This window comes from Vibrio sp. NH-UV-68, from assembly GCF_042940635.1.
Lineage (GTDB): Bacteria > Pseudomonadota > Gammaproteobacteria > Enterobacterales > Vibrionaceae > Vibrio > Vibrio pacinii.
This window is the reverse complement of record NZ_CP134975.1, coordinates 1,954,207-1,977,901: the sequence shown is the minus strand read 5'-3', so window position 1 is coordinate 1,977,901 and position 23,695 is coordinate 1,954,207. Positions and strand designations below refer to the sequence as shown.

Here is a 23,695-nt window from a genome sequence, read left to right as displayed (position 1 = left end):
TGTACTGACTTTCTAAAGCTTAAATCGATGCACCAGCTCACCTTGCTGATTGGCGAGTGAAGAGAGATTACTGCTGGTTTGCGCGATTTCAGCCATCGCTTGATAACTGCTGTCGGCAATGAGGTTAATCTCTTCAATATTGCGCGCAATATCGCTAGTGGTTTCGCTTTGCTCGGCAGCGGCTTGGGAAATATGCCCACTCATTTGGCTGATCTCGACAATCAATCCTTGGATCTCTTCCATGGCGCTATTAGCATTCGATGCTTGCTCGACTGACAGATCCATATCATCCATACAGCTTTGAATCACTTTATTTGCCGACGTTGAGCTAGATTGCAAGTTGCTAATCATACTTTCAATCTCACTGGTCGACTGTGTGGTCCGTTGAGCCAGCACGCGAACTTCATCGGCTACGACGGCAAAACCACGTCCCTGTTCGCCGGCGCGAGCCGCTTCAATCGCAGCGTTAAGAGCGAGTAGGTTGGTTTGTTCGGCGATATTGCGAATGACATCGAGAATCGTACCAATCTGGCTGCTCATTGTTTGAAGGTCTTTGACGGCATCGACGGATTGGTTGAGGCGCGTCTCTAGTTGGTTGATGGTGGTAATATTCGTTCCCATGATTTTACGACCAGACTCTGAGGCTTGCTCAACGCGCTCGACCATCTGCTGAGAGCTTTGTGCACTTTGCGCGACTTCATGTACCGAGTGTGCCATTTGCGTCATCGCGGTCGCGACATTAGCGGTTTGCTCACGCTGTTGGCTAAGTTGACTCTGCGCTTTCGAAGAGGTGGTTTGGTTGGTGGTCGCCGTTTGGGTCAAATTATCCGATGCATCATTAAGCTTGACCAAAATGCCATGAAGGTTGTCGGCCAGTGAATTGATGTGATTGCTGACGCGACTAAACTCATTGTTATAGCGGATGTCGATACGCTTGGTCATATCGCCTTGGGTTAGAGATTCGAGCGTCCCCAAAATACGAGTAAGCGGTTGACGAACGCTTTGAGCAATGTGGTAACCGATAGCAAGAGCCATCAAGATAACCAGCGCACCAATGGCGATTGAGCGTAAAACACCTTGCTCATAAACATTCCCCGCCTCTTGTAGCGAGTCAGTCAGTCCTTGTTCTGCGTACCCACTGAATGACTTAAGCAGCGTCATGGTGGCATCGACTTGTTGGGTAAGGCTTGCGATGTTGCCGTAAAGTGCATCTTTGGCCATTAGGTAGGTATTATGCTGATCAAGTACCCCGCCTTTTTGACCAACGTCACGAGTAAACTGTTGGACTGAATCATCAAATGCTTTTTTTATTTCTGGCATTTGTGTCGTCAGGCCACGATAAGCGTAGTTAAGGTGGGTAACGGCTTTTTTGTTTTTCGCGACGGCTTGCGAAACAAATTCAGTGTCACTGCTGGCAAGTGCATCGGATGTAGTAACCTCAGCGTCTTTAAGTTTAATGAAATAACTTTTTGCCATCACTTTGACTGAAATACTGCTTTGGTCGTCAACATACTCTTTCATGCCCACACTCAATTCAGAGTGAAGACGTTGGAATTGACGCGTTGACTTCTGTACTTTCGCCTGTGCTTCAAACATGGCGCGGTAATTCGCCATGGCTTGTTCAGCTTCAGCGAAATAACCCGCCTCCATTTCTTTTAGTTCGGTAATCGACTGCTCTAATTGTTCGTGGCCAATACTCACTTGCTCAAGTGCTTGTAGTTGCTCCGTGTAGGCCTGCTTCATGGTGGAAAACTGCGATGCCAATTGGTCCATGCGTTCGAAGCTTTGTGTGGTTAAAAAATCTTTAAACAGTTTATCTGCGGATAATAGCGCAACGCTGGTTTGGTTGGATTGATTCACCAATGGTAAAGAGGTGCTGGAAACGTCCTCAAGGTTATTGTGGATTTGCTGCATTCCTCGCATCATCATCAATGTTGTGACAATGAACATAATGATGATCAATGCAAAGCCAGCGTACATGCGTCTAATCACTGAACCTTTCATGGATCTCTCCCTAAATAAATAATGTCTTAAAAAAGTAACAAAAAGAAAGCTATTGTATTGATAGCGAGACACACATTTTTTGACGCACAATACATATTTTATTATTGATAGATTAGCGTTTAATGATTAATTGACATGAACACTGTTTTTTATTGTGATCTTGCGAAGCTTGACGCATACTCGATGCGAAAGATTCCACCAGCACAAATCTCTATGGAGCACTTCATGGCCGAAGAAACCATTTTCAGTAAAATCATTCGTAAGGAAATCCCAGCGGATGTTATCTACCAAGATGACCTAGTCACTGCATTTCGCGACATCAATCCACGTGCACCCAGCCATATTTTGATTATTCCTAACAAATTGATTCCTACGGTCAACGATATTGAAGACGAAGATGAAGTTGTGATGGGGCGGATGTTCGTCGTCGCGCGCAAGTTAGCAAAACAAGAAGGAATCGCTGAAGATGGCTATCGACTGATTGTGAACTGCAATCCGCACGGTGGCCAGGAGGTGTATCACATCCATATGCATTTGGTCGGTGGTCGTCCTCTAGGACCAATGTTGATGAGCTAACTAAGCGCTAGCGAACCAAATATTAAATGTGTTGTCATAAAACAACCTCTTGCAAAGCATGGACATCAATCCATGCTTTTTCGTCATCAACAGGGAGTGCGAAGTGCAAAAATATAGGCGACTCGCATTAGTACTTGGGAGTACGTTGGTTCTCTCTGCCTGCGCAAACTTATCCGCAGGAAATCTCTTTAGTCACTACAGCGCTCAAAACAGCGAACTGCACCGCTCTTTACAACGTGGTGATTATCCGAGCGCAGAGCAGGCACTGCCTGATTCTGTTGCCGGTGAGATTCTCGATAATTTCGAAAAGGGGCGAGTTTATCTACTCAATCAAGATTATCCTGCGAGTCAGCAAGCTTTTGAACTCAGTGATCAGGCGCTACGTGAGCAACAAGACCTTGCGACTATTTCTGTTTCTCAAAGCGCACAAAGCTTGTCTGCATTGGCTGTCAATGACAACCTTTCGTCGTATCAGCCTGCTGACTATGAGCTAGGTTTCCTTCACCTCTATCTTGGTTTGAACTACGTTAAACAAAACGACTTAGAGGGCGCTTTGGTCGAAATGCGCAGAGCCAATCAGGTTCAGGAGCAGGCACGTAAAGCGCGCGAGAAAGAGCTATTATCGGCTCAATCACAAATGCAACAGCAAGGCTTAACGCCAAATTTAGGCAGTGTTTTGTCCCGTTACCCTGATGCGGGCACGACGTTGCAAGCGGTGCAAAATGGCTATTTACTCTATTTATCAGCGCTGCTTTATGAAGCCGAAGGTGACCTAAATAGTGCCTATGTCGATTATCGACGTGCATTAGCCGTTATGCCGCAAAACGACCAAGTGATTGATGGCACAAAGCGCGTAGCTAAACGCTTAGCGATGAATGAAGATCTGAGCAAGCTCGAGCAACGTTATGGTCAAGCCAATTATCTTGATCGTCAACGCAGTCGTATTATCGTTATTGATGAGCGTGGGGTGGTTGAGGCCCTGCAAGGCTGGAAGCAAGCTTTACCCTTATATGACAGTCGTGGTAATGGCGCTTGGTATTCTGTCGCATTGCCTTACTATCCAGAGCTGCAAGCTGACCACTATTTACCTTTAGAGTTGAATGGCCAAGCTCTGAGTGAAAGTCAACTGACTGACATTAACTTGATGGCTCAACACGATTTGTCTGAACGTATGCCGTCATTGGTGATACGGCAAGTATTGCGGGTGTGGGCAAAAGATCAGTTACGTCGTCAGGCGGCACAAGATGATGATGTCGGCAACTTATTGTTCAATGTGTGGAATACACTAACAGAGCAGCCAGACACACGCAGTTGGTTATCCCTACCAGCTAACGTTTATAGTGCGAGTCTTGAGACCGAGCCGGGAGAGCAGAGCTTAATGGTTAACGGGCAGCCCTATACTTTTAACGTTGAGCCGGGACAAACTGCGTTAGTTTGGTTATCTCGACAAAGTAATAACTCGATCATTTGGCATAAACAGTTAGGAAACATACGATGAAAAAATGGCTTAGTTTCGCATTTGTGGCATTAACCCTGCTAGGTTGTGCGGATAACACGGCAGGATTGCGCATTGACGGCGCATCTCAAACCGTAATTTTTGGTGATAACGTTTTAGCTGGGCGTTTAGTCATTGATGACATCTCAACAACCGAGGTGGATGGTCGAGCGCGTGGTGCGGTTCGTCTAGTCAGTCACTATTCGGGCGATCAACATGTTCAGTACCGTTTTTACTGGTATGACGACCAAGGTCTAGAAGTGAACACTAAGCTGAGTCCTTGGCGACAAGCAGTGATCCGTGGAACTGAAGAGGTGTCACTGTCGGAAGTCTCGATTAATCCGAACGGACGTCAGTTCCGAATCCAGATTCGTCAATTAGATCAATAATTAATCCAAAATATTTAGAGGAACTAATAATGAATAAAAGTGTAGTTGCACTGCTTGGTTTAGCGGTGGTTTTAGGCGGCTGTTCGAATCAAGTGAGTTACGGTGATGCGCAAGCCGTTGAAACCACCACCATCGACTTTGGCTCAACAGACTTGCAAAAAATTGCTGGCGAAATGGTCGATAGCATGATGATGTCGGGATCGGTTGCAGCGATTACGCGTGATTCGCGTCCGATTGTTTTTGTTGAGCGTATCAAAAATAAAACCAGTGAACACATCGATACAGAGTCTATTACTGATACAATTAGTACTAAGATGCTGAATTCCGGTAAGTTCCGTTTTGTTGATATGGACAGAGTCGAGTCCGTTCGTGATCAACTTAACTTCCAAAACAATGATGAGTTAGTTAATCAGAGCACGGCGATTCAATTTGGTAAAATGGTCGGCGCTCAGTACATGATGTACGGCAACCTGTCTAGCATTGCCAAAAATGCGGGCAGTGATAAAGATGTTTACTACAAGATGACCATGCGTTTAATGGATCTTGAAACTGGCCTGATTGAATGGGCTGATGAAACCGAAATTCGTAAGCAAGAGTCAAAAAGCTTTTTAGGTATGTAACCAACACTGCCAATCAGAGAAGAGGTGTGCGATGGCGAGAATGTCATGGGATGAGGCAAGTCAACTTGACCGATCTTTACTGTCACTCGAGCACTTCTTTTCTGCTCCTCCCGCCTATGCGCAAACCTTGACTGGCGGCCTGACTAACCGTTGTTGGAAAGTGGTCACCAACGATAGCAACGCGTATGTTTGGCGGCCAGCGACACCGATTACCAAAGCCTTTTCTATATCTCGCTTTCAGGAATACCAGATTCTAGCCGCGATAGAAGATAGTCATATTGGACCGAAAGCGGTGTATATCAATGATCAAGGATTATTGGTTGATTGGGTCGAAGGCGACGCCTTAACCAATGAGCTGTCGTTTGATGCATTGCTTAAGACCATGATCAAAATCCATGGGCTTGATACGCAACGTATTCCCGTTGCACCTTTCAATTTTACTGCGCGTGTTGATCATTACTGGATGTTGCTTAATGAGCACAACAAGTGTGAACCCTACCAATCTATTTACCAACGCTGGCGAATTGCTCCTGCTTTAGCTGATGTTGGCCACACTTTGTGTCATTTTGATTTAGCGGGCTACAACATGGTCAAAACCACCAGTGGTAATAAAGTTATCGATTGGGAGTATGCCGTGATAGCGGATCCACGTTTGGATTTGACTTTGAGTATTGATGTGATGGATGAAAAACCGCTCGAGGCGATATATCGTTACTGTCAATTGCGTAACATAGAAGGGGTCGATGATTGGGTTGAAGGTGTGATGGCATGGAAACCGCGCGCCACAATGATGGCAATGCTGTGGTATCTACTCGCTTATCAGTTGTGGGGAGATGAGCAATATTTAACCCAGGCGCAGCAACTGCAGAAAACATTTTGCAGTTAAGATCACTGTTTTGTGTCTCGGGGCCAGATATCTCAAACCGTTAACTTTTAAACCTTAGTTTTCGTGGTAGATTTAAAGCACAAGGATCGGGGGATTTACAATGATTATTTATTTACACGGTTTTGATTCAACTAGCCCAGGCAACCACGAAAAAGTGCTCCAGTTGCAATTCATTGATGATGATATTCGTTTCATCAACTACAGCACCCTGCATCCCAAGCATGATATGCAGCACTTGTTAAAAGAAGTGCATAAGGTGATTGAACAATCAGGTGACAAGCAGGCGATGATATGTGGTGTTGGGCTAGGGGCTTATTGGTCCGAACGGATCGGTTTTCTATGTGGTATTAAACAAGTGATGTTTAACCCCAACCTGCATCCTGAGCGCACTATGCAGGGGCGAATTGATCGTCCGGAAGAGTACGAAGATATCGCGACGAAATGTGTTTCTGAGTTTAGAGGTAAGAATAAAGGGCGTTGTCTGGTGATTTTATCTAAAGAGGATGAAATTCATGACAATAGTAAAACTGCCGCGGAATTAGAAGCGTATTACGATATCATTTGGGACGAAACTCAAACGCATAAATTTAAAAAGATCTCGCAACATCTTCAAACCATGAAAGCGTTTAAACACAGTTAATTGACGTCAATAATACAGAAAAAGCGACATTAAGTAACAATGTCGCTTTTTTGTTGCCCGCTATTTTTGAGCAAGTAAATATATCTAAGATAAGTGCATTCTTTGGTTGCGTACCTTAGTTTGAGCTATATAATGAATCTACTACAAATTTTTTGATAAATATCAAAAAAAATTGAGAGCGAGTGAAAAACTTGCCCATATTTTGCGCTGACCCTAGAGGTTAGCCTTGAGTTATTAACTCATTTATCCAATAAGCGTGTCGTTTATCTGACCCTCATGGTTGACACCTGAGGCGGAGCGAACTCCGCAGGTGACCCCAAAATATAGAATTCCATCGGGACGAATATCGGCTCGAGTCAATTTAAAATTAGTTTTGAGGAAAGTTGCTGTGACACGAATTATCGTAGTAGGCGGCGGTGCGGGCGGTTTAGAGCTTGTTACCAAACTAGGACGTACATTAGGCCGTAAAGGGCGTGCAAAAGTAACCTTAGTCGATCGCAAGGCGAGTCACTTATGGAAACCGTTATTGCATGAGGTGGCGACCGGCTCTTTGGATGAAGGTGTCGATGCTCTGAGCTATCGCGCCCACGCAAAAAACCACCACTTTGATTTTCAAATGGGCAGTTTGCAAGACATCGATCGCGAGCGCAAAGTCATTAAATTGCATGAGCTCAAAGATGATCATGGTGAACTGCTGATGCCAAGTCGTGAAATAGAGTACGACATTCTGGTTATGGCGATTGGTTCAACCTCGAACGACTTCAACACGCCAGGCGTTCGTGAACACTGTATCTTCCTTGATAGCCCAGAGCAGGCGCATCGTTTTCGCAGCGAGATGAACAATCAATTCCTAAAACTGCATGCCAAAAATGGTAACGGCACGGTTGATATTGCAATTGTCGGTGCTGGTGCAACGGGTGTCGAACTCTCTGCCGAGCTCCATAATGCTGTAAAAGAATTGCGTACCTATGGTTTTGGCGATTTAGATTCAAGCAAGTTGAACGTCAATTTGGTTGAAGCGGGCGAGCGTATTCTACCAGCGTTGCCACCACGTATTTCTTCTGCGGCGCACCACGAGTTGACCAAACTTGGCGTTAATGTTCGTACTGCCACCATGGTAACGAAAGCCGAAGCTGACGGCTTAGTGACAAAAGAGGGCGATAAGATCTCGGCTCAGATTATGGTCTGGGCTGCCGGTATTAAAGCGCCAGACTTTATTAAAGATCTCGCTGGGCTTGAAACTAACCGTATTAATCAACTGGTGGTCAAAGAGACGCTTCAAACCACACGTGATGATGATATTTTCGTGATTGGTGACTTGGCTCAATGTACTCAAGCTGATGGAACGTTTGTACCGCCTCGCGCTCAAGCGGCACACCAGATGGCCAGTCGTGCGTTTTCTAATATTGTCGCGAAACTTAATAACCGTGAACTTAAGCCTTATGTTTATCAAGACAAGGGGTCATTGGTTTCACTCAGTCGCTTCTCAACCGTAGGTAGCTTGATGGGGAACCTCACCAAAGGTTCAATGATGGTTGAAGGTCGTATTGCACGTGTGGTGTACATCTCGCTGTATCGCTTGCATCAAATGGCGCTCCATGGCTTGTTTAAGACCGCGCTGATCATTTTGATGGGACGCATCAACCGTGTACTTCGCCCTAATTTGAAATTGCACTGATTAAGAGTACGGCATTGGAACCGGAGCAAAATTGCTCCGGTTTTTTTATATCTCAATCGGCGACTTAGGTAGGACACCACCGCGTGGTTAACACCATTTACCTGACACCTATCTAATACTAGCGCAACTTTTCATTAGCATTGGTCTGGCCGGATCTGGATGACCTATCAGTTGGATAGGAGACTCATCCAGGCGATCTATAGCTTGCAGATCGTGATGATTGTTAACTAATCATTTTAAATGAGAACTAGTTGCATTATCATTGAGCGCAATTAAAGACAACCTACCAATGGATCATCTGTCTTTTGGGCTATGCATAAATTTTGTGTGGACGGTTTGTAAGTAATACGAACCTTGTTAAGTGTCAAAGCACTGCTGAAGGTAATATCCCGTTGCCAACGATAGAGAATATGAAAACTTGAATATAAACACCCCTGCATTTGATCGTATTAATCGTGTTCTGGTGTATATCCACGCCAACCTCAGTTGTGCGTTATCGCTAGAAGATATTGCGAAACAAAGTTGTTGGTCTCGTTGGCAACTGCAAAGAGTGTTTCAAGCCGAAACTGGGCTTACGGTGGCAAACTATGTGAGAGAGCTGAAGTTAAGCCAAGCGGCGGAAGAGTTGCTTGATGGCACAGAGCGTGTGATAGATATTGCGCTTGGGCTTGGGTTCAATTCTGAAATTAGCTTTAGTCGTTCGTTTAAGCAGTATTTTGGGACTAGTCCAAGCCAGTATAGAAAAGCGGGTAAAAGAGTCGGGTTGAGAAAACCGATACAAGTGTCTAAAGCCGTGAGTGCCGCCGAGAAGGGAGGGCTCAGTTTTGTTGAGGTTCGGATTGATGAAAGAGAGTCTTTCCTTGTCAAAGGCATTACATCAGAAATCACGGGCTTGTTTTCACTTACTCAAGACTTTGTACAGAAAGTCCCTGAAATTTGGCGGCGTTTGGCACATGAAATGACGCTTCCAAACGATAACGTGCTGCAGTTTGTTGGTGTTGTCGACCTTACTCAGTCTTGCTTTGATGGCACTAATATTCACTATTGGGCTAGTGTCGAGCTTGATGAAGGTGCTGCAATCCCCCAGTTACCGAGCATTATCTCTGAGCGATTAGAGGTACTGACCATTCATAAGCAAACTTACGCCGTGGTAAAACATTGTGGGCCTATTGAGGCTTTGCGACATACTTTGAGTTGGTTTGTGCTTAACTGGCTACCAAGTTCTGGTTATCGTGGCGTAGATGGTTATGAACTCGAAGTGTATCCATTGGGTTATCAACCCGATGCCTGCGATGCTGAAATGGAGTACTGGATTCCTATTATTAAGACGTAATCAACCCGATGTCTTGCTCTCTATTGAGATTTTTGTTCAATAGGCAGATCGCGCTTTTCATCGCCCTCGGGTCCAATGCTAGCAAAATAGACCAAGTTCTTGCTAATTTGCACCAAATTGTTAATTATCCCTTCGCCAAATACATACAATGCAAATGAGATTTATTATTATTTGTGTTAATTATTGGTACCGAGGGAATCATGACAACTCACGCTCGTTTTAACTATTCATCACTGGCAGTCGCGTTACTGACGGCGTTCTCTGTGCAAGCATCGGCACAGGAAAACGCTGCTGTGACAGACTCTAGTGTAGAAACTGTCACTGTTTTAGGCAAAGCCTATCGGAATACCGCCACCAAGTCGGCGCTGGAGCCAGAAGAAACCCCTCAGGGTATTACGATTATTGATCAAGAGCAGTTAGAGCAAAGAGGTGTCAAGTCTTTGAATCAAGCCCTTCGCTATGCGCCAGGTGTTGTGACGGAGCAAAAGGGGGCTTCGGTGACTATGTATGACACGTTTTCTATTCGTGGTTTTACTAACAAGCAAAGCTATTATGATGGATTGATTTTACCCTTCCTCACAGGTTGGAACCTACAACCTCAGATTGACCCAATCGCAATTCAGCAAGTAGAAGTGTTTAAGGGGCCCACATCGGTGCTTTACGGTGCGATGCCACCGGGTGGCATGGTCAATATGATTGCGAAGACGCCTCAAGAATATCGTTCTACAAAAGTGGGCCTATCCGCAGGCTCAAGAAACTTAACACAAGCATCAATTGATACTGCGGGGCATTTGGCTGATAGTGAATTTTCATACCGTTTGGTTGCACTTGCTCGTAAGCAGGACAGCCAAGTTGATAATGGTGAAGAAGAGCGTTATGTGGTTGCTCCATCGTTAGATTGGCAGGTATCTGATAGAACATTAATTAACTTCAATCTTTATTATCAGAACGATCCTTCAATGGGCATAAACTCTGCAATGCCGCTTGAAGCATTGAAAGCTAGTGAGCCTTCTGTGTCTATGGGCGATAAAAACTGGAGCACTTTTGAGCGCGAAGTTTTTATGCTCGGTTATAAGGTCAACCACCAGATCAACCCTAACTGGACTTTCCTACAGAATGCACGTTATTCCGATGCGTCGCTATCTCAAAAAAATACCTACCATCGCAGTACCAACTTTAATTCTGCGACTGGTCGTTTAATGCGCAACGTATATAGCACGGATGAGAAGTCTCAAAGCTTTGCTATCGATAACCAAATTTCAGGTCTTATTGAAATCGGTGGCCTAGAGCAAAATCTACTGTTTGGTATCGATTACCTAGAACTCGCAGGTGACTCTTTATATCAAGAGTTTACAGCGAATGCAGGATTCTACGGGTTTGATGCATACCATCCAAATAATGAGTTGCTTGATAACAGCCAGCTTCAAGAGAATTACCGTGAATCGCATGACATAACGACCGAACAACTGGGTTTATACTTCCAAGATCAAGTTCGTTACGATGGATTAGTTCTGCTTGCGGGTGGACGTTACGACCTATTTAAGGCAAGTGACGATAAAACTGGCTTGAGCCCGACCAGCGATGGCACACAAACCGCCGATCACAACCAATTTTCTTACCGCATCGGTGCTTTGTATGAGCTAGAAAATGGCGTCTCTCCCTTTGTAAGCTATGCTACGAGCTTTGAGCCAGCTGCAGGTACCGACATTAACGGTCACTCATTGAAGCCTCAGTTGGGTGAGCAGGTAGAGTTTGGGGTGAAATACCTTTCTGCTGATAGATCACAACAACTTACGGCGTCATACTTTTACATCACTAAGAAAGACTCGATTGCGGCAGACCCGGCGGATCCAACCTATCGGGCAAAGATTCAATTGGGTGAAGTTCGCTCTCAAGGTATGGAAGTTGAGGGTCGATGGTCTGTGACGGAAGATTGGGATGTTAACGCCAGCTACACTTATGTTGATATGGAAGTAACGGAAGATGCCAATCCAGACCTTGAAGGTACGACGCCTATTTACGTACCAACCCACGCTGCTAATCTATGGAGTAATTATTATGTCTATGGTGGCCCTTTAGCGGCAACGCGTTGGAGTGTTGGTGCTCGTTATATGGGTGAGATGGAGAGGGATGCAACAAATACTCAAGGTAAAGTTCCGGCTTACACCGTGGTTGATTTATCAGTAGGCTACGATTTGGGGGCCGCGAGCGATGCTCTAGCGGGTGCCACCGCTAATCTATTGGTTAACAACTTATTTAACGAAGAGTATTACACCTGTTATGACCAATCTAACTGTTGGTTCGGTACAGAGCAATCAGTAGAGCTCAACGTCAATTACGAGTTCTAATTAACTTGAAGCCATCAATGTAAGCAGCCTATGTGGGCTGCTTTTGTCGTTTTGTGAGCTTCTAGTCTGGGATGACTGAATAAACCAAACCCACTTGAGGTTTACCTGCAAAGATAAAGCGATTCTTCGCCTGACATTCAAATTCGCCACCACACGCTTCGATCAACTTTTGGCTCGCGAGGTTTTTCGGATCGCAAACCACTTCAATACGTGTCAGTTTTAGCTGCGAAAAGCAGAACTCAATCAGTGCGTTTACCGCCTTCTTAGCCAAGCCTTTGCCTTGATATTTGTCCGCTATCCAGTAGCCGATACTCGCCATATTAAAGGTGTGATACAGCTCGTTGATCGCCACCATACCAATGAGCTCGTCAGTTGTACGGCAGAACACACCAAAGCCATACGCATCCCCTTTAACCCAATTGAGACGCGTCGCTAATAAAAATCGTTCTGCTTCTTGGGATGAAAAGTCGCAATGACACCAGTCTATCCAATGATGCAGACTAGGAGAGGCGAGGATGCAGTCTTGCAGCTTGTCGCTTTCTGGAGCATCAATTAATCGCAATGTCAGCTGTTGGGTGATGATTTGGTAATCTGGGCTCATAAAACAAAGCCCTCGCAATGAGGGCTAATCATTATTGGTTGACTCGACGGACTTGGATGATAACCCCCATCAGAGGGTGGTCAAGGTAGTGAGTCTCAGTACTGCGCATGCGGCGTTTTTGATCCAAGCGATAGCTTTTAAGAAACTCTTGCTTCACAACGGTAGGTGAAATTTCTTCCATCATACCGACTTGGGTGGTTTGGTCTTGAGCGTTTAGTGTTGGCGCATCAGCATCAGCATCAGCATCAGCATCAACGGCTGCTAATTGCGGTTGGCGTTCTTGCAAGATAATGTCACGCACACTTGGTTGTTTCAGATCCATCTCTACATCGGCATACAAGTAATGTTCGACATACACTTGCAACTTACCGTCAAGTTCGTAGAGCGGCTGTGGGATCGTCTCTTCGGTTACCCCTTCCAAGACTTGATTGCCACTATTGTCGCCAAGCATTGAGCCGTCGGGTTTAAATTGATTCGAGTAGTCTTTTCCGGCTTGAACGTGAAAAATAGGTGCGCCAAAACGCCCTTGGTCACCTTGACGCCACGCTTTGTGCATCAGCACCTCGAAACCTGCGTGCTGCTTAAGCTTTTGCACTTCACCGGTTAGTTGATAGTCTGAGTAAGGCAGCATCATGACGCCTTTATTGGCACGAAAGCTGGCATCGGCAAAAGAGCCTGCGCGAGTAAGATCAATCTCAGGCAGCTTGTTTGGCCATGACTCTGAGGTTTGCTCAGCTTCAACCGCACGTTTAAAAATGATCACTTCGATATCAAACTGACGCTGTGCCATCGACGGCATTGCAACCAGCATCAGTAACAGCGGGATCAATGTCTTCATTACAACTCCAAGAAAAGGTGCATTGCACCTTTAAGTTAATTGGTGGACTTTCTAAGCCTTAGGTAATAGATTTTGCTGGAATTCTGCCAACATGTCATTCACAAACTGAATGCGCTCACGTCTATCGACTAATGGTATCGTAAACTTGAACTTAGTTGGGCCATCCATCGCGAATTTTTGTGGCTGAGATTGCAATAGTTTAACTAAGTACATCGGGTTAATGTCAGCATCTGGATAGAATTCGATAAAGCCACCTTTATCGTGCGCTTCAACCTTCCTCACTTTCAGTGTTGCTGCCGTAAGTTTTAGTTGTGCAACAGACAGTAAATTCTTGGCTGCATCGGGCAGTAAACCAAAGCGATCAATTAGCTCAATCTTAAGTTCAGCCAGTTCTTGTTCGCTGCTGACACTGGCGATCTGTTTGTACATAGATAAACGGGTATTAATATCAGGGATATAGTCGTCGGGCAATAACGCGGGAACCCGCATCTCGACTTCCGTCTGGTCACGTAACAACTCATCCAATGATGGTTCTTTACCTTGCTTAAGAGCTTCAACGGCTTGTTCGAGCATTTCCATATAGAGAGTGAACCCGACCGATTGAATCTGACCACTTTGTTCATCACCGAGCAGTTCACCTGCGCCACGGATTTCAAGATCGTGAGTCGCGAGAGTGAAACCGGCGCCCAAGTCTTCGAGTGAGGCAATAGCATCGAGGCGTTTAATTGCGTCTTTGGTCATCGCCTTAGGGTGTGGTGTCAGCAAATAGGCGTAAGCTTGGTGGTGTGAACGACCTACACGGCCACGTAATTGGTGCAGTTGAGCCAAGCCAAGGTTATCTGCTCTGTCCATGATAATGGTATTGGCAGTCGGAACATCAATACCAGTTTCAATAATCGTGGTACACACCAATAGGTTAAAGCGCTGGTGATAGAAGTCATTCATCACGCGCTCAAGTTCACGTTCGCGCATTTGTCCATGAGCCACTGTGATGCGCGCTTCCGGAATGAGTTTTTCTAAATCTGCCGCTATTTTATCAATGGTTTCGACTTGATTGTGCAAGAAGTAAACTTGGCCACCACGCATAACTTCTCGCAGAACCGCTTCGCGCACCACGGCGTCATCGCGTTGGCGAACGAAGGTTTTTATCGCCAGACGGCGCGCTGGTGGCGTCGCAATGATCGACAGATCGCGCATGCCACTCATCGCCATATTGAGGGTTCGTGGTATTGGGGTTGCCGTTAGGGTGAGAATGTCCACATCGGCACGCATTGCTTTCATTTTCTCTTTTTGACGCACACCAAAACGGTGTTCTTCATCCACAATGAGCAGGCCCAAATCTTTAAACTTGATATCGTTTGACAGCAACTTGTGCGTACCGACGACAAGATCAACTTTGCCATCTTCAATATCTTGCATGACTTGTTTCTGCTCTTTGGCTGATTTGAAACGAGACAGGACCTCGACTCGAATTGGCAGGTTAGCGAAACGGTCGCGAAAATTTTCGAAGTGTTGTTGAGCAAGCAGGGTGGTTGGAACGAGGACCGCAACTTGTTTGTCGTTATCGGTGGCTACGAATGCGGCGCGCATCGCCACTTCTGTTTTACCGAAACCAACATCACCACAGACTAAACGGTCCATCGCTTTGGCTTGGCACATATCAGACAGCACGGCATTAATGGCCATCGCCTGATCGTCTGTTTCTTCAAATGGGAAGCTCGTTTTGAAGGTGGCATATTGGCCACGGTCGAGCATGAATTTGAAGCCAGGTTTTATCTCTCGCTTGGCGTAAACATCGAGTAATTCAGCGGCCACATCACGCACCTTCTCTGCCGCTCTACGGCGCGCTTTTGTCCAAGCTTCACCACCGAGTTTGTGCAATGGTGCGCCATCTTCCGCGCCCCCTGAGTAGCGACTGATTAAGTTTAACGAGGCGACCGGAACATACAGTTTGGCGTCATTTTGGTATTCGAGCGTCACGTATTCCGTGGTCATGCCACCGGCTTCAAGGGTTTGTAGACCAATATAGCGACCAATACCGTGATCAATGTGGACAACAGGTTGGCCAGGTTTTAGCTCCGCGAGGTTACGGATCACCGCGTCACTGTTGGTGCTCTTGCGGTCTTTGCGCCGTTTTTGAATGACGCGATCGCCGAGCAAATCACTTTCACAGATAAGAGCGATGTGATCATTGCCGTAGACAAAACCGTGTTCTGCGGCGCCGAGTATTAAACTGAACTTCTCTTTAGCGCTTAACGCCTGAGCAAAGTTCTCGACGGATTCGGGTCTAAGTTTGATTCGTTGCAACAGCTCTAACAAAGCTTCACGGCGACCTTCTGACTCGACAGAAAAAACGATTTTTCCGCTAAAGGTTTCGCTGAACTGACGTAGGGCTGCCATCGGCTCTTTGTTTTGATGTTGAACGCCAAGGTCAGGTAGCGGCGAGAGTTCAAGGTTGCTACGGCCTTGTTTTTCACTAATCGGGTCGATAAACAGCTGACTTTGCGGCAAAGGTTTAAAGTGACTAAACAGCTCGTCCTTCTTTAGCCACAGTTCATGTGGGGGCAAAAGTGGTCTAAGTGGGTCAATTTTGCGCTGGTCGTAGCGGTAGTCAACATCGGTCAAAAAGGTATCAATGGCCGTTTCAATGTCCCCTACAGTCACCAGCTGACTGTTATCGGGAATGTAGTCAAACAGAGTTTCGGTTTGCTCAAAAAACAGCGGCTGCCAATACTCGATACCAGCAGGCCAGGTGCCTTTGGATACTTGCATATAGACCGACTCAGGCTCACGACGCGCTTCAAAGCGTTGGCGCCAACGAATACGAAAATCTTCAATGGCGCTTTCAGTGGTCGGGAACTCATGGGCCGGCAGTAGGCGTATTTGCTGAGTGTCTTCAATCGAGCGTTGATTCTCGGGATCAAAGGTACGAATCGTATCTATTTCATCATCAAAAAAATCGATGCGATAGGGTGCATCTGAACCCATAGGAAATAGATCGAGAATCGAACCACGACTGGCATACTCGCCAGGGCCAAAAACTTGGTCGACGTGACGGTAGCCGGATTTCTCCAGTTGGAGGCGCAGTTTCTCGAGCGAAAACAGGTCGCCGACTTTGACCATCAATGTGTGCTGTAGCAAAAACTCGCGTGGCGACTGGCGTTGCAGCAATGTACTAATAGGTACAATTGTGATGCCGTTGGTCTGGGTCGGAAGTTGGTAGAGACGCGAAATACGATCCGAGATAATTTCTTGGTGTGGCGAGAAGTTATCATAGGGCAGCGTTTCCCAATCAGGAAACAGCGCGACGTCTTGCGCGGTAAATTGCTCTATTTCTTGCTGCAGTTTTAGTGCTGTTTGTGGATCAGGAACCGCCAGCAAGGTATGCCCTGCATGCGCATCAGCAATTTCAGCGATCGCCAACGCAAGAGCAGCGCCATGAAGGTTACCAATTTGTTTTTTGTCTCCAGCGCCATGAGCGGCTGCCAGAGTGAGTAATGATGTATTGGGCATAATCTATTTTATTTGTTGCGATCGAGTGAGCGTTGACGTAACAGTTTTTGTTGTTGGAACAGGGCCGCTTTGATCAATAAATCTTGGTCAACATCACGCAGAAGATCGTATTTGATGGTAATTAAGTGTCCGTCATCGTGTTGGTCGACTTTTACCACATGACCATAGCAGTAAATAGCGGCTGCAGGGTGATCTAGAAACATTTTGACGCGCACCTTAGTCGCAGGGTGGAGATTATGATCCGACACATAGGTGAACTGACTAGCACCAAAAGAGTGAGTTTGGCAGCGCTGTTTCTCATCATCTTGTTGGGACAACATGAAAGTAAGTAGCAGGTTGAGTTTCGAGTTTTGCGTATCGAGAAGTTGAATAACATGTTTAAATTCGCTGTTTTTCAATTCATTACGAGCGCTGTCATTGAGAAGATCAAGGTGACTAAATTCACTGGCGACGATAAAGGGCGCCGGAATCTCACTTTCAAACTTTTCGAAACTGGGTAAGGACACATCGTTAGCCAAGGCTTCTATATTGACGGTCATGGTGTGATTAACGGTAAAGAATTCTTGGTCAGACATGTGTGATTCCTTGTGCTTATAGCATTGATTATCGTTATACCAGTCAAGTAATCAAGCTATCCCTTTGTTTATTCCATATTTTAACCATCAATTGGCAATTAAACACTACACGTGCCCGGAATTAATCGGTAGAGTAAACGCCATTATTAGGTCTTTTGGCTGCATATTTGGTTGCTACTATGTTTCATCCTGTCTCCACCTTCATTGGCTTGCGTTACCTGCGTGGGCGCTCCGGTGATAGATTTAGTCGCTTTGTTTCCTACATGTCAACGGCGGGCATCACCATAGGCGTGATGTCTTTGGTCACGGTGTTGTCGGTGATGAACGGTTTTGAGGCCCAACTCAAAGGGCGAATCCTTGGTGTATTGCCGCAAGCGATTATTTCACAAGACTCCGGAAACACCGCATTGCAAGCGACACCCCCTGACTTTATCACTCAAATGTCGAACGCAGGTATGCCTGAACCTGTTGTACAAAGTGAAGCGATTATCCAAAGCCCGAGCCAACTTAGTGCCGGTTTACTATTGGGTATTCAGCCGTCACAACATGATCCGCTCGAAACACATTTGATTGCCGGGCAACTCTCCAATCTAAAAGCGGGTGAATATCAACTGTTTTTAGGACATACCTTGGCACGTTCAATGAACGTATCGCTTGGCGATAAGGTTCGTTTGATGGTAACCAGCGCCAGTCAATTTACCCCGCTGGGTCGAATCCCAAGTCAGCGCTTATTCACGGTGGCGGGTATCTATAACACCGGCTCTGATGTTGATGGGCAACTGATGCTGACCCATTTACAAGATGCGGCTAAATTGATGCGGATGAAAAACGATCAAGTGACAGGCTGGCGGCTGTTTTTTAATGACCCATTCGTTGTGTCGGACTTAAGTAATGAGCCTTTGCCCGATGGCTGGACATGGCAAGATTGGCGCGATCAGCGTGGTGAGCTATTTCAGGCCGTGCGGATGGAAAAAAACATGATGGGACTCATGCTTGGTCTGATTATCGGTGTTGCCGCATTCAATATCATCTCTGCGCTTATTATGGTGGTGATGGAGAAGCAATCTGAAGTGGCAATTTTAAAAACGCAAGGGATGACAGACAGGCAAGTACTGGCAATCTTTATGGTTCAAGGGGCGAGTAGCGGTGTGATTGGTGCTCTAATTGGCGGCGGCTTGGGAATTGCGCTGGCGAATAACCTTAATCAGCTGCTTGAGAGCATGGGCGTGGTGTTATTTTCTGTTGGGGGGGAGCTGCCTATTATGATAAACCCCATTCAGATCGCTATTGTTATCGCGCTGGCGATTGCGCTCAGCCTTGCCGCGACTTTGTTTCCTTCTTACCGTGCATCCACCGTTAAACCAGCTGAGGCTTTAAGATATGAGTAACCTTCTCCAGTGTCACAATATATGTAAAATCTATCGTGAAGGTGCATTCGATACACAGGTTCTCAAAGGAGTTAGCTTTGGTCTAGAGCGTGGCGATTTGGTGTCGATCATTGGTACGTCGGGATCAGGGAAAAGTACCTTACTGCATATCTTGGGTGCGCTTGATGATGCAACCGATGGACACGTGACCTTTTTAGGTCATGACCTATCGACATTAAGCTCCAATCATCAGGCAAAACTGCGCAATCAGCATCTTGGTTTTGTCTATCAGTTTCACCACCTCCTTGCTGATTTTAGCGCCATAGAAAATGTGGCGATGCCACTGCTGATTGGCGGTGCTAAAGTCAATGTGGCTAAACAGGCGGCCAAAAAACTGCTCGACAAGGTAGGGCTAAGTCATCGTTTAGAACATCGTCCGTCTGAATTGTCTGGCGGAGAACGTCAGCGTGTGGCGATTGCTCGAGCGCTGGTGAATAGCCCCGATCTGGTGTTAGCCGATGAGCCAACTGGTAACCTTGATCATAAAACGGCATTGTCGATTTATGATTTGATGCGCGAGTTAAACCAAGAGTCACAAACGGCGTTTTTAGTCGTGACTCATGATGGAGAGCTGGCCGCGAAGATGGATCGTCAACTGCATATGCAAGACGGTTTGTTGATTAATGTCGAGGGCCGCTAAATGTTGTCGTCTTTGTCACTGCTTATTGGTGGACGTTTCAGTCGTGCGAAACAGCGTAACAAAATGGTGTCATTTATTTCGCTTTCATCGACACTGGGTATTGCCGTTGGGGTCGCGGTGATCATCATTGGTTTGTCTGCCATGAATGGATTTGAACGTGAGCTCAATAATCGCGTACTTTCGGTTATTTCTCATGGTGAATTTGAAGGGGTTCGAGGGCCGTTAACTGATTGGCAATCGGTGATTTCACAGCTAGAAAAGCATCCAAAGATCGATGCAGCGGCGCCGTTTGTAAAGCTCACCGCATTGGCTGAAAAAGGCACTCAACTTAAAGCGCTTGAAGTCAGAGGCATCGACCCTAGTGCTGAAAGTCGCGTTTCCAGCCTGAGTGAATTTATTGATTCGCAGGTGTGGTCGACGTTTCAGGCCGGAAATCAGCAAGTCATTTTAGGTCAAGGTGTGGCTGACCTGCTTAATGTAGATAAGGGCGATTACCTGACGCTGATGATCCCAACTAACGGGCCAACGACTAAGGTGCAAGCACCGAAACGAGTGCGAGTAAAAGTGGCGGGCTTATTAACTCTCAACGGGCAAATCGACCATAACTTGGCATTGATTCCATTAGCCGACGCTCAGTCCTACGCCAAACTCGGTCAAGGTGTGACTGGAGTGGCGGTTAAGGTGACGGATGTGCTGCAAGCGACGCAAATTGTTCGCGAGGCTGGTAACACGCTCAATGACTATGTTTATTTGCGTAGTTGGCAGCAGAAGTTCGGTTTCCTTTATCGTGATATTCAACTGGTACGCACCATTATGTATCTCGTCATGGTGTTAGTGATTGGCGTCGCAAGCTTTAATATCGTATCGACCTTGATGATGGCGGTAAAAGATCGGGCGGGCGAAATTGCTATTTTGCGCACCATGGGAGCAAGCGATGGTTTAGTGAAGCGGATCTTCGTTTGGCAGGGCGTCTTTTCCGGTGTTTTAGGCAGTATTGCTGGTAGCATTATCGGTGTGGTTGTTGCGCTTAATCTCACGCCAATGATCTCAGCGCTTGAGCAGCTTATAGGTCACCAGTTTTTATCCGGTGATATCTATTTTGTCGACTTCTTACCTTCGCAGGTCGCTTGGGTGGATGTGGTGCTCGTCTCATCGACGGCTATCGGTCTTAGCCTTATGGCGACTTGGTATCCTGCCTCTCGGGCAAGTCGGCTTAATCCAGCCGCAGTGCTGAGCGCAAAATAATCCAAGACTAAAAAAGGACCATTCGGTCCTTTTTCATTTCTACCTGACATCTGTCTTACATCATGCCCATCATTGGCTCGGAAACTGAGCAACGTAATTTTTATTTTTTGAGCAGATTTCTTATTCTGATCTTACGTTTTTGCCAACTTCTGACCACCGAATAGCGCCACAATGCTGTGATGCCAAAGTAACCCAACATCGCTGCCACAATGCCACAGATCAGACAACCGAGTAAAAACGGCGGACCAATCGTGCTCATTTGATGAAGTAAAAACTCCCACGATAACTCAAAGTGGAAATGCTGTGGCGGGGTATGCATCGCCCAAGCGCCAACTTTGTACGCGAAATAAAACAGCACCGGCATAGTGACAGGGTTACTGACCCAAACTAACGCCACGGATAGGGGCAGGTTAACCCCACACGCGATCGCAAGCCCGGCTGACATAATCATTTGACTTGGCAGAGGAACGAAAGCCATAAAAAGACCCACGGCAAAAGCCCCAGCGGCAGAACGACGGTTCAAACACCACAGGTTAGGGTTGTATAGCACATTGCCAAAAATCTTTAGTGCCTTTTGACGCTTAATTCTTTCGTGGTCAGGCATAAAGCGTTTTATGAATTTTCTTGGCATCGGTAAATATGACTCTCTACTTACATTATTGGACGCTAATCTCATTCTCTGCACTGGTTGCCACCAGTCCCTTCTGGCCGATACTGCCAGACTGGCGCTACCTATTTTATGCCGGGGTTATCTTAGTGATGACCTTCAAGTATAGGAGATTGAGAGGTTTTGTTGGGTTAGCTTTAGCGTGTGTTGTCGTATTAGCGCATGGTAATTTTATGCGTTTTCAAACTGAAACACTTTTCCAAGCAGGGGACGATATTAGCATAACTGCTGAGGTTGACAGCTTTTTTACACCAATAAAATTCGGCTTTCGCGGCATAGTTATAGTTAGATCAATTAACGGACAAACGTTGACCACTGGTGCGCGCGCAAAAATTAAGCTATCGGCGCCGATAGCACTGGTTCCACAACAGATAATTTCTGCTGATGTGACACTGCGTCCAATTGTCGGGGTTGTTAATGAAGTCGGTTTTGATAGTGAACAGTATGCGCTTGCAACTGGCCTTGTTGGTCAAGCATCCATTAATACAAAGCGAAGTTTCTATGTGGTGAGTGGGACAAATCGACGAGCTCAGTTGATTGACAGCGTCAAGCGTGCTTCGGCAGACACCGAGCATCAAGCATTTATCCAAGCCTTATTGTTTGGTCTTCGTAGCGATATCTCTTCTCAAACTTGGCAGCAATTAAAACAGAGCGGTTTAAGTCACCTTGTGGCAATTTCAGGCTTGCATATTGGAATTGCTTTCTCTTTGGGTTGGCTGATGGGTCTAGTGCTGTTTGCTCTTTTTCCACGCTGGGTTTGGTTACCAATGGCAACAGGTTTGGCTTTGGCGACGACGTATGCTTGGCTGGCGGGGTTTTCCATCCCTACCCAGCGAGCGCTTTTGATGTGCATCGTCTTATGTTGCGTGCAACTGCGTGGCGGGAATTTATCTTATCCGTTTAAGTGGTTGCTGGTTTTGGCTACGTTACTGTTTATCGCGCCTTTTTCTGTGGTCAGTGCCAGTTTATGGATGTCAATGTATGCCGTTGCTTGCGTGTTTGTGTTTATTGCGCTTTGCCCTAAGGGGTGGCACTGGTTAGCTAAGTTACTCCTTGCGCAAATGGTGATAGTGATAGTTATGGCGCCCTTGGTCAGTTGGTTGTATCAGGGGGTAAGCGTTGCGGCGGTGGTTTATAACTTAGTCTTCGTACCTTGGTTTAGTTGGGTGGTCATCCCTTGGCTATTCGTTGCAACCACTGCATCACTGTTGTGTGACTCACTGTCTTGGCTTTGGATTGGCTTAGATTGGCTGTTTGTGCCGCTGGACTGGGCGTTAGAGCATTCGAATTGGGGCTGGTGGGAGCTCTCGCATCACGAGTTGTACTGGCTTAGTGGGGCAGTATTGCTAGTCGCGCTAATGCCTTTTCTCGCAATCAAAGCTGTCGCGATTGTATTGTGTATCTTACTGATCTTGAGTCAACCTTGGCGGGCGAAACCGTTATGGGTGCTTGAGATGATGGATATAGGACACGGTTTAGCGGTGGTGATTCGGCAAGAGCAACGTGTTTTATTGTACGACACAGGCGCGGCCTGGAATGACTCGAGTATTGCCGAGCAAGTGTTAACACCTTATCTGGTAAAATATGGCGTAAAAGAGGTGGATTGGTTGGCGATTAGTCACTTTGATAATGACCATGCAGGTGGTTTTGGTCACCTTTCACAGCGTTGGTCACCGAATGATATTATGACCAGCCAAGTCAACACGGGCAACATCACTTGCGTGCAAGGAAAAAGTTGGCAATGGGGCAGGCTATCAATTAACGCTCTATGGCCGCCGGCAAGGGTGGCGCGAGCTTTTAACCCTCATTCATGTGTATTAAAAATCGCAGAGAGTCAAAGTGGATTTAGCCTTCTTTTGACTGGTGATGTCGAAGCCATTGCTGAATGGTTGTTGATCCGAGGGGAAGCCTCACTGGATGCCGAGATCATGACCGTGCCTCATCATGGCAGTCGAACTTCCTCGTTGCCCGATTTTATCAAAGCGGTTAATCCGCAGATAGCGTTAGTCTCGACCGCAAAAGATGGCCGCTGGGATCTACCGAATAAGCAAGTCGTCGAGCGCTATCAACAGCAAGGTGCTAGATTGCTTGATACGGGAAGCCATGGTCAGATAACGGTTAAATTCTATTCGGATCATTACACATTGACTACGATGAGGGCGTTGAAAGGGAATACTTGGTATAGGCAGATGCTGCGTAACCGAGTAGAATAGAGACTAT

The 23,695-nt window shown here is 46.3% G+C and carries 19 protein-coding genes; 13 read left to right on the top strand and 6 right to left on the bottom strand.

All coding sequences use genetic code 11. From position 1 onward, the window contains the following. Window positions 1–12: 12 nt before the first annotated feature. Window positions 13–2,004 (bottom strand): methyl-accepting chemotaxis protein, encoded by a 1,992-nt coding sequence (locus tag ViNHUV68_RS08980; protein WP_391087516.1) that lies wholly within the window; start codon window positions 2,002–2,004, stop codon window positions 13–15. Between the two features lie 225 nt (window positions 2,005–2,229). On the opposite strand from ViNHUV68_RS08980, the gene hinT reads away from it, so the two are divergent. From hinT to ViNHUV68_RS08935, 9 genes are all read left to right on the top strand, one after another. Further along, entirely contained in the window at window positions 2,230–2,580 is a 351-nt protein-coding gene (gene hinT, locus ViNHUV68_RS08975; RefSeq protein ID WP_038173059.1) for a purine nucleoside phosphoramidase, read from the top strand. Between the two features lie 103 nt (window positions 2,581–2,683). Then, window positions 2,684–4,078 carry a COG3014 family protein gene (locus ViNHUV68_RS08970; protein ID WP_391087513.1) on the top strand — a complete coding sequence of 465 codons (1,395 nt, stop codon included), beginning with the start codon at window positions 2,684–2,686 and terminating at the stop codon, window positions 4,076–4,078. Continuing rightward, window positions 4,075–4,464, top strand: a complete 390-nt coding sequence (locus tag ViNHUV68_RS08965) for a DUF1425 domain-containing protein (protein ID WP_391087511.1) — start codon at window positions 4,075–4,077, stop codon at window positions 4,462–4,464. The genes ViNHUV68_RS08970 and ViNHUV68_RS08965 overlap by 4 nt, the downstream gene beginning before the upstream one ends. A gap of 29 nt (window positions 4,465–4,493) precedes the next feature. Beyond that, a complete protein-coding gene (gene lpoB, locus ViNHUV68_RS08960; protein WP_038172746.1) occupies window positions 4,494–5,084 on the top strand; it encodes a penicillin-binding protein activator LpoB in 591 nt (196 codons plus the stop codon). Window positions 5,085–5,115: 31 nt separating this feature from the next. Next, a complete protein-coding gene (locus ViNHUV68_RS08955) occupies window positions 5,116–5,970 on the top strand; it encodes a phosphotransferase (RefSeq protein ID WP_391087507.1) in 855 nt (284 codons plus the stop codon). A gap of 100 nt (window positions 5,971–6,070) precedes the next feature. Next, a complete protein-coding gene (ycfP, locus tag ViNHUV68_RS08950) occupies window positions 6,071–6,610 on the top strand; it encodes an alpha/beta hydrolase YcfP (RefSeq protein WP_038172742.1) in 540 nt (179 codons plus the stop codon). 388 nt (window positions 6,611–6,998) lie between these two features. Beyond that, window positions 6,999–8,288 carry an NAD(P)/FAD-dependent oxidoreductase gene (locus ViNHUV68_RS08945; RefSeq protein WP_038172740.1) on the top strand — a complete coding sequence of 430 codons (1,290 nt, stop codon included), beginning with the start codon at window positions 6,999–7,001 and terminating at the stop codon, window positions 8,286–8,288. A gap of 424 nt (window positions 8,289–8,712) precedes the next feature. Beyond that, window positions 8,713–9,621, top strand: a complete 909-nt coding sequence (locus ViNHUV68_RS08940; protein WP_391090301.1) for a helix-turn-helix domain-containing protein — start codon at window positions 8,713–8,715, stop codon at window positions 9,619–9,621. 200 nt (window positions 9,622–9,821) lie between these two features. Then, window positions 9,822–11,969, top strand: a complete 2,148-nt coding sequence (locus ViNHUV68_RS08935) for a TonB-dependent siderophore receptor (RefSeq protein WP_391087504.1) — start codon at window positions 9,822–9,824, stop codon at window positions 11,967–11,969. 61 nt (window positions 11,970–12,030) lie between these two features. Here ViNHUV68_RS08935 and ViNHUV68_RS08930 read toward each other — a convergent pair whose 3' ends face one another. From ViNHUV68_RS08930 to ViNHUV68_RS08915, 4 genes are read right to left on the bottom strand one after another with little or no spacing between them, the layout of a single operon-like run. Then, on the bottom strand, window positions 12,031–12,570 hold the full coding sequence (locus tag ViNHUV68_RS08930) for a GNAT family N-acetyltransferase (protein ID WP_100751913.1): 540 nt from the start codon (window positions 12,568–12,570) through the stop codon (window positions 12,031–12,033). Between the two features lie 31 nt (window positions 12,571–12,601). Further along, complete coding sequence (locus tag ViNHUV68_RS08925; RefSeq protein ID WP_391087500.1) at window positions 12,602–13,408, bottom strand: CsiV family protein; 807 nt, start codon at window positions 13,406–13,408, stop codon at window positions 12,602–12,604. 51 nt (window positions 13,409–13,459) lie between these two features. Next, window positions 13,460–16,921: a transcription-repair coupling factor gene (gene mfd, locus ViNHUV68_RS08920; protein WP_391087497.1), complete on the bottom strand. Its 3,462-nt coding sequence runs from the start codon at window positions 16,919–16,921 to the stop codon at window positions 13,460–13,462. A gap of 8 nt (window positions 16,922–16,929) precedes the next feature. Beyond that, window positions 16,930–17,496 (bottom strand): PilZ domain-containing protein, encoded by a 567-nt coding sequence (locus tag ViNHUV68_RS08915; protein WP_038172731.1) that lies wholly within the window; start codon window positions 17,494–17,496, stop codon window positions 16,930–16,932. 179 nt (window positions 17,497–17,675) lie between these two features. Here ViNHUV68_RS08915 and lolC point away from each other — a divergent pair, with 179 nt between their 5' ends. Genes lolC through lolE form a run of 3 tightly spaced genes read left to right on the top strand, consistent with a single transcriptional unit; the run spans window position 17,676 to window position 20,808 of the window. After that, window positions 17,676–18,884 carry a lipoprotein-releasing ABC transporter permease subunit LolC gene (gene lolC, locus ViNHUV68_RS08910; protein WP_038172729.1) on the top strand — a complete coding sequence of 403 codons (1,209 nt, stop codon included), beginning with the start codon at window positions 17,676–17,678 and terminating at the stop codon, window positions 18,882–18,884. Beyond that, window positions 18,877–19,563 carry a lipoprotein-releasing ABC transporter ATP-binding protein LolD gene (gene lolD, locus ViNHUV68_RS08905; RefSeq protein ID WP_391087493.1) on the top strand — a complete coding sequence of 229 codons (687 nt, stop codon included), beginning with the start codon at window positions 18,877–18,879 and terminating at the stop codon, window positions 19,561–19,563. Before lolC ends, lolD begins: the two co-directional genes overlap by 8 nt. After that, window positions 19,564–20,808, top strand: coding sequence for a lipoprotein-releasing ABC transporter permease subunit LolE (lolE, locus tag ViNHUV68_RS08900; protein WP_391087491.1), 1,245 nt, complete (start codon window positions 19,564–19,566; stop codon window positions 20,806–20,808). It abuts the gene before it with no gap. 100 nt (window positions 20,809–20,908) lie between these two features. On the opposite strand, the gene ViNHUV68_RS08895 is transcribed toward lolE, so the two are convergent. Then, complete coding sequence (locus ViNHUV68_RS08895) at window positions 20,909–21,439, bottom strand: DUF2062 domain-containing protein (protein ID WP_038172721.1); 531 nt, start codon at window positions 21,437–21,439, stop codon at window positions 20,909–20,911. Between the two features lie 8 nt (window positions 21,440–21,447). Between ViNHUV68_RS08895 and ViNHUV68_RS08890 the strand changes: the two genes are divergently transcribed. Then, a complete protein-coding gene (locus ViNHUV68_RS08890) occupies window positions 21,448–23,688 on the top strand; it encodes a DNA internalization-related competence protein ComEC/Rec2 (RefSeq protein ID WP_391087489.1) in 2,241 nt (746 codons plus the stop codon). Window positions 23,689–23,695: the final 7 nt, after the last annotated feature.

What these genes read in the sequence shown, in the direction of transcription:
- ViNHUV68_RS08980 (WP_391087516.1), bottom strand. Translation starts at nt 2,004, where the DNA reads ATGAAAGGTTCAGTGATTAGACGCATGTACGCTGGCTTTGCATTGATC.
- hinT (WP_038173059.1), top strand. Translation starts at nt 2,230, where the DNA reads ATGGCCGAAGAAACCATTTTCAGTAAAATCATTCGTAAGGAAATCCCA.
- ViNHUV68_RS08965 (WP_391087511.1), top strand. Translation starts at nt 4,075, where the DNA reads ATGAAAAAATGGCTTAGTTTCGCATTTGTGGCATTAACCCTGCTAGGT.
- lpoB (WP_038172746.1), top strand. Translation starts at nt 4,494, where the DNA reads ATGAATAAAAGTGTAGTTGCACTGCTTGGTTTAGCGGTGGTTTTAGGC.
- ViNHUV68_RS08955 (WP_391087507.1), top strand. Translation starts at nt 5,116, where the DNA reads ATGGCGAGAATGTCATGGGATGAGGCAAGTCAACTTGACCGATCTTTA.
- ycfP (WP_038172742.1), top strand. Translation starts at nt 6,071, where the DNA reads ATGATTATTTATTTACACGGTTTTGATTCAACTAGCCCAGGCAACCAC.
- ViNHUV68_RS08935 (WP_391087504.1), top strand. Translation starts at nt 9,822, where the DNA reads ATGACAACTCACGCTCGTTTTAACTATTCATCACTGGCAGTCGCGTTA.
- ViNHUV68_RS08930 (WP_100751913.1), bottom strand. Translation starts at nt 12,570, where the DNA reads ATGAGCCCAGATTACCAAATCATCACCCAACAGCTGACATTGCGATTA.
- ViNHUV68_RS08925 (WP_391087500.1), bottom strand. Translation starts at nt 13,408, where the DNA reads ATGAAGACATTGATCCCGCTGTTACTGATGCTGGTTGCAATGCCGTCG.
- mfd (WP_391087497.1), bottom strand. Translation starts at nt 16,921, where the DNA reads ATGCCCAATACATCATTACTCACTCTGGCAGCCGCTCATGGCGCTGGA.
- ViNHUV68_RS08915 (WP_038172731.1), bottom strand. Translation starts at nt 17,496, where the DNA reads ATGTCTGACCAAGAATTCTTTACCGTTAATCACACCATGACCGTCAAT.
- lolC (WP_038172729.1), top strand. Translation starts at nt 17,676, where the DNA reads ATGTTTCATCCTGTCTCCACCTTCATTGGCTTGCGTTACCTGCGTGGG.
- lolD (WP_391087493.1), top strand. Translation starts at nt 18,877, where the DNA reads ATGAGTAACCTTCTCCAGTGTCACAATATATGTAAAATCTATCGTGAA.
- lolE (WP_391087491.1), top strand. Translation starts at nt 19,564, where the DNA reads ATGTTGTCGTCTTTGTCACTGCTTATTGGTGGACGTTTCAGTCGTGCG.
- ViNHUV68_RS08895 (WP_038172721.1), bottom strand. Translation starts at nt 21,439, where the DNA reads ATGCCAAGAAAATTCATAAAACGCTTTATGCCTGACCACGAAAGAATT.
- ViNHUV68_RS08890 (WP_391087489.1), top strand. Translation starts at nt 21,448, where the DNA reads ATGACTCTCTACTTACATTATTGGACGCTAATCTCATTCTCTGCACTG.